General features: G+C 65.2%; 18 protein-coding genes. 14 read left to right on the forward strand and 4 right to left on the reverse strand.

Features of this window, described 5'->3' with window-relative positions; all coding sequences use genetic code 11:
• Window positions 1-141 precede the first annotated feature (141 nt).
• Window positions 142-336 carry a hypothetical protein gene (locus tag Q0139_RS02650; RefSeq protein WP_298016900.1) on the reverse strand — a complete coding sequence of 65 codons (195 nt, stop codon included), beginning with the start codon at window positions 334-336 and terminating at the stop codon, window positions 142-144.
• 6 nt (window positions 337-342) lie between these two features.
• On the reverse strand, window positions 343-921 hold the full coding sequence (locus tag Q0139_RS02655) for an HD domain-containing protein (RefSeq protein ID WP_298016903.1): 579 nt from the start codon (window positions 919-921) through the stop codon (window positions 343-345).
• Between the two features lie 96 nt (window positions 922-1017).
• Between Q0139_RS02655 and lgt the strand changes: the two genes are divergently transcribed.
• The 8 genes from lgt (at window position 1018) to Q0139_RS02695 (ending at window position 9392) form a co-directional block, all read left to right on the forward strand.
• Window positions 1018-1881 carry a prolipoprotein diacylglyceryl transferase gene (lgt, locus tag Q0139_RS02660; RefSeq protein ID WP_298017033.1) on the forward strand — a complete coding sequence of 288 codons (864 nt, stop codon included), beginning with the start codon at window positions 1018-1020 and terminating at the stop codon, window positions 1879-1881.
• A gap of 160 nt (window positions 1882-2041) precedes the next feature.
• Window positions 2042-3088 (forward strand): SAM-dependent methyltransferase, encoded by a 1047-nt coding sequence (locus tag Q0139_RS02665; RefSeq protein WP_298016907.1) that lies wholly within the window; start codon window positions 2042-2044, stop codon window positions 3086-3088.
• Window positions 3089-3153: 65 nt separating this feature from the next.
• Window positions 3154-3918, forward strand: coding sequence for a peptidoglycan editing factor PgeF (gene pgeF, locus Q0139_RS02670; protein ID WP_298016908.1), 765 nt, complete (start codon window positions 3154-3156; stop codon window positions 3916-3918).
• Window positions 3919-4038: 120 nt separating this feature from the next.
• The gene (locus Q0139_RS02675; RefSeq protein ID WP_298016911.1) at window positions 4039-5445 is read left to right on the forward strand and encodes a DASS family sodium-coupled anion symporter; all 1407 of its coding nucleotides are present in this window, start codon (window positions 4039-4041) and stop codon (window positions 5443-5445) included.
• A gap of 106 nt (window positions 5446-5551) precedes the next feature.
• On the forward strand, window positions 5552-6910 hold the full coding sequence (locus tag Q0139_RS02680; RefSeq protein ID WP_298016914.1) for a cystathionine gamma-synthase family protein: 1359 nt from the start codon (window positions 5552-5554) through the stop codon (window positions 6908-6910).
• A 93-nt stretch (window positions 6911-7003) separates the two neighbouring features.
• The gene (locus tag Q0139_RS02685; protein ID WP_298016917.1) at window positions 7004-7918 is read left to right on the forward strand and encodes a hypothetical protein; all 915 of its coding nucleotides are present in this window, start codon (window positions 7004-7006) and stop codon (window positions 7916-7918) included.
• Window positions 7919-7968: 50 nt separating this feature from the next.
• Window positions 7969-8661 carry a hypothetical protein gene (locus tag Q0139_RS02690; RefSeq protein ID WP_298016920.1) on the forward strand — a complete coding sequence of 231 codons (693 nt, stop codon included), beginning with the start codon at window positions 7969-7971 and terminating at the stop codon, window positions 8659-8661.
• Window positions 8658-9392: a sulfotransferase gene (locus tag Q0139_RS02695; protein ID WP_298016923.1), complete on the forward strand. Its 735-nt coding sequence runs from the start codon at window positions 8658-8660 to the stop codon at window positions 9390-9392. Before Q0139_RS02690 ends, Q0139_RS02695 begins: the two co-directional genes overlap by 4 nt.
• On the opposite strand, the gene Q0139_RS02700 is transcribed toward Q0139_RS02695, so the two are convergent.
• Entirely contained in the window at window positions 9389-9910 is a 522-nt protein-coding gene (locus tag Q0139_RS02700) for a J domain-containing protein (RefSeq protein WP_298017035.1), read from the reverse strand. The two genes, Q0139_RS02695 and Q0139_RS02700, sit on opposite strands and share 4 nt — an antisense overlap.
• 127 nt (window positions 9911-10037) lie before the next feature.
• Between Q0139_RS02700 and Q0139_RS02705 the strand changes: the two genes are divergently transcribed.
• The 4 genes from Q0139_RS02705 (at window position 10038) to Q0139_RS02720 (ending at window position 12688) form a co-directional block, all read left to right on the forward strand.
• Entirely contained in the window at window positions 10038-10331 is a 294-nt protein-coding gene (locus Q0139_RS02705; RefSeq protein ID WP_298016926.1) for a BolA family transcriptional regulator, read from the forward strand.
• A gap of 5 nt (window positions 10332-10336) precedes the next feature.
• Window positions 10337-10777 carry an NUDIX domain-containing protein gene (locus Q0139_RS02710; RefSeq protein ID WP_298016929.1) on the forward strand — a complete coding sequence of 147 codons (441 nt, stop codon included), beginning with the start codon at window positions 10337-10339 and terminating at the stop codon, window positions 10775-10777.
• The gene (locus tag Q0139_RS02715) at window positions 10774-11673 is read left to right on the forward strand and encodes a pirin family protein (protein WP_298016933.1); all 900 of its coding nucleotides are present in this window, start codon (window positions 10774-10776) and stop codon (window positions 11671-11673) included. Before Q0139_RS02710 ends, Q0139_RS02715 begins: the two co-directional genes overlap by 4 nt.
• A gap of 127 nt (window positions 11674-11800) precedes the next feature.
• Entirely contained in the window at window positions 11801-12688 is an 888-nt protein-coding gene (locus tag Q0139_RS02720; protein ID WP_298016936.1) for an alpha/beta hydrolase, read from the forward strand.
• 128 nt (window positions 12689-12816) lie between these two features.
• Here Q0139_RS02720 and Q0139_RS02725 read toward each other — a convergent pair whose 3' ends face one another.
• Window positions 12817-13857, reverse strand: a complete 1041-nt coding sequence (locus Q0139_RS02725) for a DUF2332 family protein (protein WP_298016939.1) — start codon at window positions 13855-13857, stop codon at window positions 12817-12819.
• A 49-nt stretch (window positions 13858-13906) separates the two neighbouring features.
• On the opposite strand from Q0139_RS02725, the gene hisG reads away from it, so the two are divergent.
• Window positions 13907-14674 carry an ATP phosphoribosyltransferase gene (gene hisG / locus Q0139_RS02730; RefSeq protein ID WP_298016942.1) on the forward strand — a complete coding sequence of 256 codons (768 nt, stop codon included), beginning with the start codon at window positions 13907-13909 and terminating at the stop codon, window positions 14672-14674.
• A 2-nt stretch (window positions 14675-14676) separates the two neighbouring features.
• The gene (gene hisD, locus Q0139_RS02735) at window positions 14677-15981 is read left to right on the forward strand and encodes a histidinol dehydrogenase (protein WP_298016945.1); all 1305 of its coding nucleotides are present in this window, start codon (window positions 14677-14679) and stop codon (window positions 15979-15981) included.
• Window positions 15982-15985 lie beyond the last annotated feature (4 nt).

Consider the following 15985-nt stretch of genomic DNA (forward strand, 5'->3'; position numbering starts at 1 on the left):
CGCATCGTTCCGATCACCCAGAACGACGTGAACAGCGCCCGCTAGTTTCGGGTCGCAGCAAACAAAAAAGCCCTCCGGCGCCAGTCGTCGGGGGGCTTTGTCGTCTCCGATGAATACGGGTTGGCGCTGGTCCAGTGCTCGCTATCGACCGCGCAGGAAAACCTGCCCGTCGAAATAGCACTGGTTCGGATCGTTCGGGTTCAGCGCGTGACCGGCGGCAACGCAGCTATCGTAATCGGTGACATAGTCGCCGTCGAAGGCGTTGTTCGGGGTCGTGCACGCGGTTGCCAACAGCAGGGCCGACCCTGCAATCAGGCCCCGGATGATGCTCGCCATCCGCCGCTACATCATCTTCGGCGTCGAAAAGACGCGCACGATTTCCGGCTCGAAGCTTTCAAGGCTGTCGACTTCGAAATCGGGATCGAAGGCCGGCGCATCCCAATCGTCGACCAGCTTGCAGGCGAGGGGATACCAGCTCTCGTCCTTGTGATCCTCGCGCAGCGTCGTCGGCTTGCCCATGTAATTGTAGTAATAGGCGCCCTGGAAATCCTGGTGCCACTTGATCGTGTGGTAGAGATCGTCCGACACATAGGGCTTCAGCAATTCGGCCGCGATCGCGCCGTGGTTGGGCACCGACATCGTCTTGCCGATATCGTGGCAGAGCGCGGCGACGATTTCCTCGTCGCTCGCCTCGTCGCGCCGCGCCAGCGTCGCCGTCATCAGCGAATGGTGCAGCTGGTCGCAGCCGAAACCGAGCGTCAGCTCGCCCAGATCGCGCAGATGTTCGATGATCCGATAGGGCGCGGACGTCTTGTAATGCTCCTGGTGCTGCTTGCCGATTTCAATCCAATGTTCGGGTTTTCCGTCCTGCATCCGCGTGAAGGATCGGTTGACGGGGGCTTCGGGTGCATGGGTCGCCATGGTCGTTTCTCCTTGCCGCGACATCGCCTGCGGCTTTTCCTTTGTCCCGTCCGCTATTAAGAGGCGCAAAAGCCCAAGGGGGACGGTTTGGATTTTATCATAGCATCGATTGCCGCGTCAGGCGATACATTGCGCTGGGCCGAGCTCGGCCTGTCGCCGGTCGCGCTCGATCTCGGCTTCTTCCAGCTGCGCTGGTACAGCCTTGCCTATATCGCCGGGATCATCATCGGCTGGTGGTATCTGCTGAAGCTGATCGCGAAGCCCGGCGCGCCCATGGCCCGCCGCCACGCCGACGACCTGGTATTCTATGCGACGCTCGGCATCCTGCTCGGCGGCCGGCTCGGTTATGTGTTGTTCTACAAGCCGCTTGAATATCTGAACAATCCGATCGAGATCGTGCGGGTCTGGGACGGCGGCATGTCGTTCCATGGCGGCGTCATCGGCGTCAGCCTCGCTATCATTTTGATGGCGCGCAAGCACAAGCTCGATTGGCTGCGGATCCACGATTATGTCGCCTGCACCATCCCCTTCGGCCTGTTCTTCGGGCGGCTGGCGAATTTCGTGAACGGCGAGCTTTGGGGCCGTCCCGGCGATGTTCCCTGGGCGATGGTCTTCCCGCGCGCCGACGAGCTCGCCCGCCATCCGAGCCAGCTTTACGAAGCGGGTCTCGAAGGCATCGGGCTGTTCCTGCTGCTCTGGTATCTGTTCTGGAAGACCGAGGCCCGGCTGCATCCGGGCAAGCTCGTGGGCGTTTTCCTGGCCGGATACGGCGTCGCGCGCTTCACGGTCGAATTCTTCCGGGAGCCCGACGATCATCTCGGCTTGCTCTGGTTCCAGATGTCGATGGGGCAGTTGCTGACGATCCCGATGCTGATCGGCGGCATATGGCTGATCGTCACTGCAAAGGGCCGCTATGAGCAGGCGAAACCCGATCGCGCGGGAGCCGAGGCGGCGGGATGATATTCGCCGGCAATATCCTCCCCTGCAAGGGGAGGGGGACCGCGAAGCGGTGGAGGGGTATGACCATCGGCGATATGCGCATCGCTGATGTTTACACCCCTCCGTCAGCCCTCCGGGCTGCCACCTCCCCTTGCAGGGGAGGATTTGTACCCGCGCCGCGATGAGCGACACCGATCTCGCCGAGCGCTTCGCCCGAGAAATCGCGGCGGAAGGGCCGATGCCGCTCGTTCGCTTCATGGCCGGGGCGAACGCGCATTATTACGCGACGCGCGATCCGCTGGGCGCCGAGGGCGATTTCGTCACCGCGCCCGAAATCAGCCAGATGTTCGGCGAGCTGATCGGCCTGTGGCTCGCCGATCTGTGGACGCGTGCAGGAAGCCCGCAGAACGCGCATTATGTCGAGCTGGGGCCGGGGCGCGGGACGCTGGCCGAGGACGCGCTGCGGGCGATGCGTGCGGTGCGATTCGAACCGCCGATCGATCTGGTCGAAACCAGCCCGGTGCTGCGCCGGATGCAGGCGGAACGGCTGCCGACCGGACGGTGGCACGACGATTTTGACGAGGTTCCGAAAGGCGGGCCGCTGCTGATCGTGGCCAATGAATTTTTCGATGCCCTGCCGGTCCGCCAGCTTTGTCGGGACGAAAATGGCTGGCGCGAACTGTCGGTCGGATACGGAGACGAGGGCTTTGCCCCGGTGATGTCGGGACCGGACCTGACGGCGCTCGTTCCCCCGGCCTTGCGCGATGCCGAGCCCGGCAGCGTGATCGAAACGTCCGCCGCGACGACGGCCGTTGCCGGAGCGCTGGCTTCGCGGCTGGCCGAACATGGCGGCGCCGCACTCGTCATCGACTATGGCTATGAGGGCCCGGCACTGGGCGATACGCTGCAGGCCGTATCGCGTCACGCCTATGCCGATATCTTCGCTGCGCCCGGCACGCGGGACCTGACCGCCCATGTCGATTTTGGCGAATTGGCGCGGATCGGGAGGGAGGCCGGTCTGCAGGTTCACGGCCCGGTCGAGCAGGGCATGTGGCTCGAATCGATGGGCCTCGGCGCGCGCACCGCGGCGCTGGCCAAGGCCGCGCCCCATTGCCGCGAGGAACTCATCGCGGCGCGCGACAGGCTGACGAATCCCACGGAAATGGGGCGGCTTTTCAAGGTTCTGGCATTTACGTCACAGTCCTGGCCCGATCCGGCGGCATTTTGATTTCCATGCGTTGCATCACGCGGCATGACCGCTAAAGAAGCGGGCCGTTTGCGACGATTGAGACGATGACGAGCAAGATCGATATCATTGAGGCTGATGCGCTGTCGGGCGTACGGCACGGCTTTCTGGGCCGGACCGGCGGCGTTTCGACGGGCCTGTACGAGAGTCTCAACGTCGGAATCGGCTCCGACGATGTGCTGTCCGACGTCGAGACCAATCGCCGCCGTGCGCTCGAGGCCGTGGCGAAACGCGCCAAGCTGGTCACGCTGCATCAGGTCCATTCCGCTGATGCCGTGATCGTCGACAAGCCATGGCCGGACGACATGCGTCCTGAGGCGGATGCCATGGCGACGAACCGCCCCGGCATCGCGCTCGGCATCCTCTCGGCCGATTGCGCGCCGATCCTGCTCGCCGACACCGAAGCCGGCGTCATCGGCGCGGCCCATGCCGGGTGGAAGGGCGCGATGACCGGCGTCACGCGCTCGGTCGTCGAAAAGATGGAAGAACTCGGCGCCGAGCGCAGCCGGATCGCTGCCGCGATCGGCCCGTGCATCGGCCGCGGCAGCTACGAAGTCGACGATGCCTTCCGCAAGCGCTTCGAAGCGATCGAGGAAGAGAATGAGCAGTTCTTCCGCGAAGGCGCCCCGGGCCACCATTATTTCGATCTCGAAGCCTATGTCGCCTCGTGGCTCACCTATCTGGAGGTGGGCGCGATCGAGCGGCTCGAACTCGATACCTATGCCAATGAGGACCGCTTCTTCAGCTATCGCCGCGCGACGCACCGGGAAGAGCCCGATTACGGGCGGCAATTGTCTTTGATCGTGTTTTAACGGCGCGCACACCGCCATGCTGAACTTGTTTCAGCATCCATATGCTCTACCGTCTCGAGAATACGGCAAAAGCCGAGCATATAGACCCTGAAACGCGTTCAGGGTGACGGGGGAGCGCAGATGTCGGCCAAAACCTACGGCTTTTTTGGTGGGCTGATCGCATTCGCTGCGATACTCGCATTGCCTGCGCCCGAAGGGATGACGCCGGAAGCCTGGCGCGTCACTGCGCTCACCGTGCTGATGGCGAGCTGGTGGATGACGCAGGCGCTGCCGCTCACCGCGACGGCACTGCTGCCGTTCGTGGCGCTTCCCTTTATGGGCGTGATGACGACCGGCGAGGTGGCCGGGGCCTATTATTCGCCGATACTTTTCCTCATTCTGGGCGGGGCGTTCGTAGCGCTGGCGATCGAGCGGACGGGGCTGCACCGGCGGCTTGCGCTCGCCATCATCTCGCGATCGGGCAAGACGACATGGGGGCTGCTGCTCGCCTTCATGACCTCGACCGCGATCCTCTCGATGATCGTCTCCAATACCTCCACCACGCTGATTATGGTGCCGATTGCCGTCGCCGTGCTCGCGGCGGGCGGGATGAAGGAGGGTGAGACAGACGGCTTTTGCGGCGCGCTCCTGATGGGCATTGCCTTTGCCGCCTCGATCGGCGGACTGGGAACGCTGGTCGGATCGCCGACCAACGCCATTGCCGCCGGGCTGATGAACCGGACGCTCGGCACCGAGATCGATTTCCTGACCTGGGCGACATACGGCATCCCCGTCGTCCTGATCGGAATCCCGCTGTGCCTCGCGATCCTCGTGCGCGTGCAGAAGGTCGGGCGGCGCGATTTCGATCTCGACCATGCACGCGAGGCGATCGGCGATCCGGGCGAATGGACGTCGCCCGAACGGCGGCTGGTGCCGGTGATCGCGCTCGTCGTCGGCGCCTGGGTGGCGCTGCCCTTCTTCCAGTCGATGCTGCCCGAAGGCGCGATCCATGACGGCACGATCGCGATCCTGGGCGGGCTGCTGCTCTTTGTCCTGCCCGACGGAACCGGGCGGCCGCTGCTGAACTGGCTCGAGGCGAATCGCGCGCCCTGGGACGTGATCATGCTGTTCGGCGGCGGGCTGGCGCTTGCTTCGGGCATTATCGAATCGGGTCTCGGCACCTGGCTCGGCGAAGCGCTCGAACCGCTGGAGACGGTCAACGTCATAGTCATCGCGCTGGCGTTGACGGCGCTCGTCGTCCTGATCACCGAATTCGCCTCCAACGTCGCCACGGCGAGCGGCGTCATGCCCGTCGTCGCGGCGCTGATCGTCGCGACCGGCGCCGATCCCATGGTCCTCGCCATGCCCGCCGCGCTGGCCGCGAGCTGGGGCTTCATGCTGCCATCGGGCACCGGGCCGAACGCCATCGCCTGGGCAACCAACCACATCGCGTTGCCGCGGATGTTGAAGTCCGGTTTCCTCCTCGATATTCTGGGTATCCCGATGATCGTCGGCGTGACGTTCATCGTGGCAAGTTTGGCCGGATGAGGGAGAGGCGTTCCTGCGGAGGTTAGGAACGCGCAGCGCAGGCTGGGCCCCTCCGGTCAATTCGGCTCCTGCCTTCCTGGGAGCGTGACAAGGAAGGATACTCCCCATGGCGAAGACCCCCAAGATTCCCGATACGACGCTCAGCCCCGACGAGACCGAGGCCGATCTCACCGGCACGACCCCGCGCCGCAAGCCCAAGCCCGAGGTCGAAAAGATCGGCAACCGCAAGCTGAAGCCCGCGACGCTGATGATGGGCCATGGCTTCGATCCGACGCTGTCCGAAGGCTCGCTCAAGCCGCCGATCTTCCTGACATCGACCTTCGCCTTCGAAAGCGCGGCCGCCGGCAAGCGGCATTTCGAAGGCATTACCGGCAAACGCCCGGGCGGCGCCGAGGGGCTTGTCTATTCGCGCTTTAACGGCCCCAACCAGGAAATCTGCGAGGATCGCTTGAGCGTCTGGGAAGATGCCGAGGAAGCGCTCGTCTTCTCCAGCGGCATGTCGGCGATCGCAACGGTGCTGCTCGCCAATGTCCGGCAGGGCGATGTCGTCGTCCATTCGGGCCCGCTCTATGCGGCGACCGAAACGCTGATCAACCGTGTGCTCGGCCGGTTCGGCGTGACCTTTATCGATTTCCCCGCCGGCGCGAGGCGCGAGGAGGTGGACGCGGTCCTCGAACAGGCCAAGGGCCGCTGCATGGGATCGGGCCGCGTCGCGATCGTCTATCTCGAAAGCCCGGCCAACCCGACCAACGCGCTCGTCGATATCGAGATGGTGCGCCAGGCCGTCGACGCTGCGTTCCCGGACGATCCGCCGCCCGTCGCGATGGACAATACCTTCCTCGGCCCGCTCTGGCAGCAGCCGCTGAAGCATGGCGCCGATATCTCGATCTACAGCCTCACCAAATATGTCGGCGGCCATAGCGATCTCGTCGCCGGCGGCGCGATGGGCGACAAGAAGTGGCTCGATCCGATTCGCGCGATGCGCAACACGATCGGCACGATCACCGATCCGAACACAGCGTGGATGTTGCTCCGCAGCCTCGAAACGGTCGAACTGCGGATGACGCGGGCGGGTGAGAACGCGCAGAAAGTGTGCGAATTCCTGCGCGATCATCCCAAGGTCGACGGCGTCGGCTATCTCGGTTTCCTCGAGGAAGGGTCGAGCCAGCGCGATATCTACGACCGGCATTGCTCGGGCGCGGGCTCGACCTTCTCGGTCTTCATCAAGGGCGGCGAGGAAGAGAGCTTCCGCTTCCTCGACGCGATGAGGATCGCCAAGCTCGCCGTCAGCCTCGGCGGCACCGAAACGCTCGCCAGCCATCCTGCGGCGATGACGCATTTGTCGGTTCCCGATGCGCGCAAAAAGGCGCTCGGCATCACCGACAATCTCGTGCGTGTGTCGATCGGCGTCGAGGATGCCGACGATCTGATCGCGGACTTCATGCAGGCGCTGGAAAAGGTCTAGGCGCTGGGCAACCCGTTCGCCGCCATCGAATCCGATGCCGAGCTTCTCGCGAGGGCCGAACAGGCCAGCCGCGAAGGAGACCGGCGCACGGCGATGATGGCGGCGAAGGTGTTGCAGAGCCGCGGTCATGCGGCCGAGGCGTGGCGGCTGTTCGCCGATCTGCGTCAGGCGAAATGGGCACGGCCCGATGTTGCGCCCGCCTGGGACGGCGAGCCGCTCGACGGCAAAACGCTACTGGTGGCGGATGCCGACCGGCAGATCGTGCCGCTGATGCGGATGGCGCGGTTTCTGGGTCCGGCGGCGGAGCGGGTGGCGAAGGTCGTCGCGCTGACCGACCCAAGGCTGGTTGCGCCACTGCAGCGGACATTTCCTACGGTGGATGTGCGGGCGCATGGCGATGACGAGGCGTTGCCGCCTGTCGATTTCGTCGCGTCCTATGATAGGCTCGGTCAGCATCTGCTGGGCGACAGGGATGCGCGGGACGGCTTCGTGCCGCTGCTTGCCGATCCCGAACGGGTGGCACGGTTCCGGCAAGCCGCTGCCGGTGGCGGACCCCGCATCGGCATTGCGTGGCACAGCACCAATGACGACAAGGCGCTGCCCGCGCTAGGCGACTGGGCGGCATTCATGGCGCAAACCAACCCGCAATTCGTCTCGCTGCAATATCGCGAGGACGAGTTCGGTTTCGCGGAGCTGGAGGAGCGATCCGGCGGCAAGCTGGCCCGCGTCGAAGGTGTCGACCATTTCCACGATATCGACGCGCATTTCGCGGCCATCGCCAGCGTCGACCTGCTCGTTTCGATCAGCAACACCACTGCGCACGCGGCAGGGTGTCTCGGTGTGCCGGTCGTCGTCCTGCTCGACGAGGGTCAGGTGAATATGCACTGGGCGGCGCAGGGCGAGGCGGACTGGTTCTTCCCGAGCGCGCATCTGTTGCGCCGGGCCGGGCGGCCGTGGGGCGCGGTCTTCGAAGAGGCGGAGCGCGCCATAGACCGGCTTGGCCGCTGATTTCGATTGCGTGCTGGACAGCGCGGCCCCCTCTATGGTGAAGACCCGCCATGGCGAAGCCGCTCAAGATTTTCATCGGCTATGACAGCCGCGAAGATATCGCCTGGCGGGTCTGCCGCCACTCGATCCAGCGCCATGCCAGCGCCGACATCGAAGTCTACGCCATCCGGCAGGACGAGCTGCGTCGTCGCGGCCTCTACACCCGCCCGCCCGACGCCGCGACGACGGAGTTTTCGCTGACGCGCTTCCTGACCCCGCATCTCGCCGATCATGACGGCTGGACGATCTTCGCCGATTGCGATTTCCTGTTCACGGCCAACATTACCCGCGTGTTCGACGATCTGGAGCCGGACAAGGCCGTGCATGTCGTCAAGCACGACTATGAACCCGTCCGCGCGACGAAGATGGATGGCCGCAAGCAGACCGCCTATCCGTGCAAGAACTGGTCGTCCTTCATGCTGTTCGATGGCGCGCACCCGGCCTGCAGGGCGCTGACACCGCAGGTGGTGAACAGCGCGACGCCACTCTTCCTGCACCAGTTCCAATGGCTTCCCGACAAAAACCTGATCGGATCGCTGCCGCTGACCTGGAACTTCCTCGAGGGTGAATATCCGGTGCCCGATGCGCCGCCCAACGCCATCCATTTCACCAATGGCGGGCCGTGGTTCGATGAGTGCCAAGACGTCGCCTTCGCCGATCTGTGGCGCGAGGAAAAGGCATTGATGGAGCAGGTCGCCGCGTGATCGACTTTCTCGGCCTCGGCGCGATGAAGGCGGGGAGCAACTGGCAGCGCCGCTGGCTCGCCACGCATCCCGGCATCTTCGTCGCGCCAGAGGAAATGCATTACTGGACAGGCCGCAGCCGTCTCTCCCGCGAACAATATCACGCGGCTTTCGCGGAGGCGCGAGAGGAGCAGGTCGTCGGCGAGATCACGCCCAAATATGCGGTGATGGACGATGCAGGCGTCGCCGCTTTGCGCGACTACAATCCCGATCTGCGGCTGTTCTACTGCCTGCGCAACCCGATCGACCGGGCCTGGGCGCATATTCGCATGGGGCATATGCAGGAGCGGCTCGACCTGACCCGCGCCAGCCATGATCGCATCCTTAAGCTATTCGTGCGCTGGGTGCGCCATGGCGAATATCGCGAGAATATCGCGCGATGGCGGCGGCATTTCAGCGCCGAACAGCTGCACGTCTTTCTGTTCGACGACATGATGGCCGATCCGGTCGCAACGCTCGAAGCTATCGCCCGCCATATCGGCGCCGCCCCCGGCCATTTCGAGAAACTGCCCGAAGCGGACCACCGCAAGCTCACCGATCGCGTGTTCGCGGCGGACGAGATCGCCATCCCCGACAGCGTGCTCGATCATCTGCGTAAGGATTCTGCCGAACCGATTCGTGCGCTCGGTGCCGATCTCGGTCGCGATCTGAGCCATTGGGTGGAGCAGCCCCTCGGTGCGCCGCCTTCCTAAGCCTGCGCGAACGCCGCCGCGCGCTTCAGTTCCTGATAGGCTTCGATCACGCGCTGCAGCTTTTGCTCATAGCCGCGGTCGCCGCCATTGCGGTCGGGGTGATATTTGCGGAGCAGCTCGGCATAGCGTCTGCGAAGTTGCGCGCGATCCGCGTCGGTTTTCAGGCCCAGGATTTGCAAATTGCGGCGATCGCGGTCGGTGAGCGGGCGGCCGTCGGTGCGCGGGGCGCGGACGCCTTGGCGGAAGCGGGCGCCGATGGCGTCGAGCGGGTCGGTGAAGTCCTGCCATTTCGGCGTCGGGCTCGCGCCGCCGCTGGCGAAGGAGCGCGTCTCCCGGTCCCAGCCCGACCAGGGGCGCTGCGCCTGCCAGATCGCGTCCTCGTCCATCCCTTCGAAATAATTATAGCCGGCGTTGAATTCGCGGACATGGTCGAGGCAGAGCATGTAATAATCGCCCGGCCCGTCGAACCCGCCGCGCCGGTGCCGTGTTCGGGGCGCGCGAAATTCGCCGGCCTCCATGCAACCCGGATGGTCGCACGTCCGTTCGTCCTCATGGACGCGGCCGTGAAATCGGTCTCTGTTGGGGTTCGAGGCCAAGGGTGCTCCTGATTGGCAAAGCCGTGCGCGAAAGGACTATATAAGGACGATGACCGACGAACCGAAAGGCCCTGTTGCCGCAGAAATCGAAAAGCGTCTCATCGACGCGCTCGGCCCGACGCATTTGCGCGTCGTGAACGAGAGCGACCAGCATGCCGGCCATGCAGGTTCGCCGGGGACGGGCGAATCGCATTTCGCGGTCGAGATCGTCGCGCTGCAGTTCGAGGAGATGAGCCGCATCGAACGCCAGCGCGCCGTGAACAAGGCGCTGGGCGACCTGATGCGGGACAAGGTCCATGCGCTGCGCATCAATGCGCGGGCGCCGGGCGAGATCGCGGAGTGAGCGCAGTGCGAGACAGGCACGCGGCGCGCCTGCTCGTGATCGACGCGGCGGACAGGCTGCTGCTGTTCCGCTTCGATCCCGGCGACCGGCCGCCCTTCTGGGCGACGGCGGGCGGCGAATGCGAGGCGGGCGAGAGCTATGAGGATGCCGCACGTCGCGAACTGCTCGAGGAAACGGGAATCGCGGCCGAACCCGGCGAGGCGGTCGATGCCAGGGATTCGATCTTCGTGACGTTCGAGGGCGAGAAGGTGCATGCCGTCGAGCGCTATTTCGCGATCCGCGTGGCCGAGACCGCAATCGATGTTTCGGGCCATAGCGACATGGAGCGCCGCGCGATGCGCGAATATCGCTGGTGGACCGCCGACGAACTCGCCGCGTGCGAGGAACGCTATTACCCGCCCGACCTGCCCGATCTATTCGCTCGCCAGAGGGAGAACGCCGCATGACCAGCCCGATCATCCAGACCGTCGAACCCGCCACGCACGATCTCGGTGGTTTCAAGGTGCACCGCGCGCTGCCGTCGCGCGACCGCACGATGGTGGGGCCGTTCGTCTTCTTCGATCAGGCGGGCCCGGCGACGCTCGATGCCGGGAAGGGCGTCGATGTCCGCCCGCATCCGCATATCAACCTCGCGACGGTGACTTACATGCTGCGCGGCCGCTTCGAGCACCGCGATTCGCTCGGCACGGTGCAGGTGATCGAGCCGGGCGCGGTGAACCTGATGACGGCGGGGAAAGGCATCGTCCATTCCGAACGCTCGCCGGAAGAGGACCGCGCCGGTGCGCAAGACCTGTTCGCTGTCCAGACCTGGCTCGCGCTGCCCGAGGCCGACGAGGAGATGGACCCCGCCTTCCAGCATGTCGCCAAGGCGGACCTGCCGGTGATCTCCGGCGACGGCGTGGAGGCGCGGATCATCATGGGCAGCCTGTGGGGCGAAACCGCGCCGACCGCGACCTATGCCGGGACGATCTATGCCGACATCCTGCTCGACATCGGCGGCGCGATCGAAATCGAAGCCGAGGCCGACGAGCGGGCCCTCTATTTGCTCGATGGCGAGGCGAGCCTCGACGGCCAGCCGCTCGAACAGGGACGGCTCTATGTGCTGCGCCCCGGCACGGAAGCGATGCTGCGGAGCGAGCGGGGCGGGCGGATCGTGCTGCTCGGCGGCGAAGCCTTTGCCCGGCCGCGCCATGTCTACTGGAATTTCGTCTCCTCGCGCCGCGACCGGATCGAACAGGCGATCGAGGACTGGAAGCAAGAGCGGTTTCCGCTCGTCCCCGGCGATGCCGAGGAGCGGATTCCCTTTCCCAAGGACAAGCCGAAGACGGTGAGTTATCCGTAGTGTCTGCAGTGCCCACCATTGCGAGCGGAGCGAAGCAATCCAGAGCCACAAGGCGCATCGCTTGCGGCTCTGGATTGCCGCGTCGCTTTGTTCCTCGCAATGACGACCGAATTGAGCGGAGATTCAGATGCGCGAACTGAACCAGCAGCCTGTCGACCTTTCTACCGGAGTCACGCTCAACGTCGCTATCGAGGGGCCGGAGGATGGCGAGCTGATCATCTTCCTTCACGGATTCCCCGAATCGCACCGGACATGGCGGCACCAGATCGGCGCGCTGAAGGATCGCTATCGCTGCATTGCGCCGGACCAGCGAGGCTTTGCGAAGTCGGAAAAGCCCGAGGGCGTCGAGAACTATACCGTCGACAAGCTGTTCGCCGACATCGATGCGCTCGCCGATGCACTCGGGATCGACCGGTTCACGCTGGCGGGGCACGATTGGGGCGGGGGCATCGCCTGGGGCTATGCGATGATGCGGCCCGACCGCGTCGCGCGGTTGATCATCGCCAACGCGCCGCACCCGGTCGTCTTCCAGCGCGAGATCTGGGCGAACCCGGCGCAGCGCGAATCCTCGCAATATTTCCGCGATTTCCGCGACCGGTCGAACGATGCCGAGATCGAAGCGAACGGGCTGGCATCCTTCCTGATGCGCGTGTTCGGGGCGGGCGAAGAGGGGCTCAACCTGCCGCCGGACGAGCTGGCGCGCTATCTGGAGGATTGGGGGCGTCCGGGCGCGGCGTTCGGCATGCTCAACTGGTATCGCGCCTCGCAGGTCGAGGTGCCGGCGATGGGCGAGGAGATGGCGCGGCCCGTTATGCTCGACATGGACTGGCCCAAACTGCCGATGCCCGTGCTCGTGACATGGGGCGTCGATGACATGGCGTTGACGCCGGGCAATCTGGAGGGTCTCGAGGATTTCGTCGGCGATCTGACGATCCGCAAGATCGATGCGGGCCATTTCGTGCCGTGGGAAGCGCCGGAGGAGGTGACGGCGGCGATCGAGGAATTTCTGGCTTAGCTTTCGTCCCCAGGACGGGGAGGGGACCGGCGAAGCCGGTGGAGGGGGTTTGCAGCAGGTACAGCGCCAGAAGGATAGCCCCCACCGTCAGCCCTTCGGGCTGCCACCTCCCCGTGCCGGGGAGGAACTCAAACGAGCCACTTCACCCGGTCGCCATGCGGGTGGGCGTTGGCGAGGTGGAGGTTCTCGCCCGAAGGCCATAGCCGAAGACGCAGTTCGTAATTGTCCTGGGCATCGTTGAGTTCGAACGATAGCCATCCGAAGGGATGTTCCCTATCCGCCTGCGCGCCCGCCTGTTCCACCGCCCGTTCGACGCGGCCGCGATCCTCGGCGGAAAAATATTGCAGCGTGATCGTGTGAAACAGCACGCGCAAAATGCCGTCGGCCTGCTGTGTTGCCAGCCGCTTCTCGATCCAGTCGGCCGCCTCGCCCGCGACGATCGGCGGAGAGAAGGCGCGGGCGAGGCCGATGGCGCGTTCGAGCCGCTCGATCCGGTGCGGCTGGTCCGGCCAGACATAGGCGATAAGCCGTTCGGCCGCTTCGGGTGAGGAGAGGTAAATCGGGTTGCGGTCGACGCCGCGTTGGGCAACGACTTTGACATCGGCTTGCGGAGGAGGCGCGCCGTGCCATTCGGGCTTGAGCAGCAGCGGCGAAGTGTCTTCGCCCGTTTCCAGCCCGCCCAGATCGTAGCGATAGCGATTGCAGTTGAGCACCAGCCCGGCCGAAGACCCGATTTCAAGCAGATCGATGGGGAGCGGGTAGCGGCTCGCGGCGACATGGAGCCCCGCCATGATCAGTGCCGCGCGGCCGACTTCATTGGTCTGCGGCGGATGCTTGAGCCAGTCGTACAACTCCGCGTCATGCTCGGTCAGCGCCGCCTCGACGGCAGGGGCCACGGGGGCTTCTCCGGCATAGGCCGCTTTCAGCGCCTGGTCCTCGCCCTTGCGCGCGATCGCATGAAGCCCGCCAGCAAGCCGCAACGAGACGGCGTCTCCGGACCCTTTGGGATCGCCTTCCCAATGCAGAAGGCGCGTGCCCGTTCGTGTGTCGGGCGATAGCTTTTCCGCTGCCGTTTCCAACGCTTCGGCGGTGATCGGGCTGTCCATCTTGCGGCAAACCTCGGCCTGCCGGCGAAAGGAATCGCGAATCTCGGTCTCTTTATCGGCCATAGCCCTAGCTTGCCCGTTCCCGCGCCCCCAAGTAAAGCGCGACCCGCCCATGACCCAGTCCGCCCCCGATCCCATCGTCTTCGCCATCCCGAAAGGCCGCATCCTCGATGAAGCGCTACCGCTTCTCGCTAAGGCCGGAATCGTGCCGGAAGAGGATTTCCACGCGAAGGACAGCCGGGCACTGCGGTTCAAGACCAATCGCGCCGATCTCGACATCATCCGCGTGCGCGCCTTCGATGTCGCGACCTTTGTCGCCCATGGCGCGGCGCAGCTCGGGATCGTGGGTTCGGACGTGCTCGAGGAATTCAAATATTCGGAAATCTACGCGCCGGTCGATCTCGATATCGGCCATTGCCGGCTGTCGGTCGCCGAACCGCGCGAAATGGCGGCAGGCGACGATCCGCGCGAATGGAGCCATATCCGGATCGCGACCAAATATCCCAATTTCACCCGCCGTCATTTCGAGGCGAAGGGCGTGCAGGCTGAATGCGTGAAGCTGAACGGCGCGATGGAGATCGCCCCTGCGCTCGGGCTGACCAAACGGATCGTCGATCTCGTGTCGAGCGGCGGGACGCTGAAGGCGAACGACCTCGTCGAGGTCGATGTGCTGTGCGAGGTCACGTCGCGGCTGATCGTCAACCGCGCCGCCTTCAAGACGCGGCCCGAAATCCTGCCGATCGTCGACCGGTTCCGGGAGATTGTGGCGGGCGCGATAAAAGCCCCTCCCCTTCAGGGGAGGGGTTGGGGTGGAGACCCTCCACAGGCGTCCGGCGAGCGGATAGCCCCCACCCCCGACGCTCCTGAAGGGGAGGGGTGAGTATGACGCTCCGCCTCTCCACCGCCGACACAGATTTCGGTGAACGCTTCGATGCCCTTGTCGAGGCGCGGCGCGGCGCGGACGAGGACGTCGCTCGCGACGTGGCCGCGATCATCGCCGATGTGCGCGAGCGCGGCGATGCGGCGCTGGACGACTATACGACCCAGTTCGACGGCTATGATCCCTCGAGTATCGACCGCACCATCGCCAAGACGGCGCGCTGCATGGCGCTCGACGGGCTCGACGACGATCTGCGCGAGGCGCTGGCACTCGCCGCCGCGCGCATCCGGACCTATCATGCGGCGCAGCGCCCCGAGGACAGCGAAACGACCGACGAAGCGGGCGTCCGCATGGGTGCGCGCTGGCAGGCAGTCGAGACGGCCGGTCTCTACGTTCCGGGCGGCCGCGCGGCCTATCCGTCCTCGGTGCTGATGAACGCGATTCCTGCGCTCGTCGCGGGCGTGGAGCGTGTCGTGATGGTGACGCCGACGCCGGGCGGCGTGATCAATCCGCTGGTGCTGGCGGCGGCCGAGCTTGCGGGCGTGCACGAAGTGTATCGCGTCGGCGGGGCGCAGGCGATCGCCGCGCTCGCCTATGGCACCGACACGATCCCGCGCTGCGACGTCGTCGTCGGCCCCGGCAATGCCTGGGTCGCCGAGGCCAAGCGACAGCTTTACGGCACTGTTGGCATCGACATGGTCGCCGGCCCGTCCGAGATCGTCGTCGTCGCCGATGGCGAGAACGATGCCGGCTGGATCGCCGCCGACCTGCTGAGCCAGGCCGAACACGATCCGACGAGCCAGTCGATCCTGTTTACCGACGATGCCGGGTTCGCCGATGCCGTGGCCGCGCAGGTCGAGGCACAGCTCGAACGACTGGCTACCGGCGAGACGGCGCGGCAAAGCTGGGCCGATCATGGCGCGATCATCGTTGTGGACCGGCTCGAGGACGCCATGCCGCTCGTCAATCGCCTCGCGCCCGAACATCTCGAACTGGCGGTTGCCGACCCCGAACCGCTTTTCGCAAAGGTGCGTCATGCCGGATCGGCCTTTCTCGGCCGCCAGACGCCCGAAGCGATCGGCGATTATGTCGGCGGGCCGAACCATGTGCTGCCGACGGGGCGGCGGGCGCGCTTTTCATCGGGGCTCTCGGTGCTCGATTTCATGAAGCGGACGAGTTTCCTCGAATGCAGCGATGCAGGCCTGGCCGCCATCGGCCCCGCCGCGCGGCGGCTGGCCGAAGCGGAAGGACTGCCTGCCCATGCTGTCTCGATCGCCGTCCGGCTCGACACCAACAACGCATCATAACAGG

It is taken from the genome of uncultured Parasphingopyxis sp. (assembly GCF_937129435.1).
Taxonomy (GTDB): Bacteria; Pseudomonadota; Alphaproteobacteria; order Sphingomonadales; family Sphingomonadaceae; genus Parasphingopyxis.

What these genes read in the sequence shown, in the direction of transcription:
- hisG (WP_298016942.1), top strand. Translation starts at nt 13,907, where the DNA reads ATGACCCAGTCCGCCCCCGATCCCATCGTCTTCGCCATCCCGAAAGGC.
- Q0139_RS02680 (WP_298016914.1), top strand. Translation starts at nt 5,552, where the DNA reads ATGGCGAAGACCCCCAAGATTCCCGATACGACGCTCAGCCCCGACGAG.
- Q0139_RS02685 (WP_298016917.1), top strand. Translation starts at nt 7,004, where the DNA reads ATGATGGCGGCGAAGGTGTTGCAGAGCCGCGGTCATGCGGCCGAGGCG.
- Q0139_RS02675 (WP_298016911.1), top strand. Translation starts at nt 4,039, where the DNA reads ATGTCGGCCAAAACCTACGGCTTTTTTGGTGGGCTGATCGCATTCGCT.
- Q0139_RS02690 (WP_298016920.1), top strand. Translation starts at nt 7,969, where the DNA reads ATGGCGAAGCCGCTCAAGATTTTCATCGGCTATGACAGCCGCGAAGAT.
- hisD (WP_298016945.1), top strand. Translation starts at nt 14,677, where the DNA reads ATGACGCTCCGCCTCTCCACCGCCGACACAGATTTCGGTGAACGCTTC.
- Q0139_RS02700 (WP_298017035.1), bottom strand. Translation starts at nt 9,910, where the DNA reads ATGGAGGCCGGCGAATTTCGCGCGCCCCGAACACGGCACCGGCGCGGC.
- Q0139_RS02705 (WP_298016926.1), top strand. Translation starts at nt 10,038, where the DNA reads ATGACCGACGAACCGAAAGGCCCTGTTGCCGCAGAAATCGAAAAGCGT.
- Q0139_RS02720 (WP_298016936.1), top strand. Translation starts at nt 11,801, where the DNA reads ATGCGCGAACTGAACCAGCAGCCTGTCGACCTTTCTACCGGAGTCACG.
- Q0139_RS02665 (WP_298016907.1), top strand. Translation starts at nt 2,042, where the DNA reads ATGAGCGACACCGATCTCGCCGAGCGCTTCGCCCGAGAAATCGCGGCG.
- Q0139_RS02650 (WP_298016900.1), bottom strand. Translation starts at nt 336, where the DNA reads ATGGCGAGCATCATCCGGGGCCTGATTGCAGGGTCGGCCCTGCTGTTG.
- pgeF (WP_298016908.1), top strand. Translation starts at nt 3,154, where the DNA reads ATGACGAGCAAGATCGATATCATTGAGGCTGATGCGCTGTCGGGCGTA.
- Q0139_RS02725 (WP_298016939.1), bottom strand. Translation starts at nt 13,857, where the DNA reads ATGGCCGATAAAGAGACCGAGATTCGCGATTCCTTTCGCCGGCAGGCC.
- Q0139_RS02715 (WP_298016933.1), top strand. Translation starts at nt 10,774, where the DNA reads ATGACCAGCCCGATCATCCAGACCGTCGAACCCGCCACGCACGATCTC.
- Q0139_RS02655 (WP_298016903.1), bottom strand. Translation starts at nt 921, where the DNA reads ATGGCGACCCATGCACCCGAAGCCCCCGTCAACCGATCCTTCACGCGG.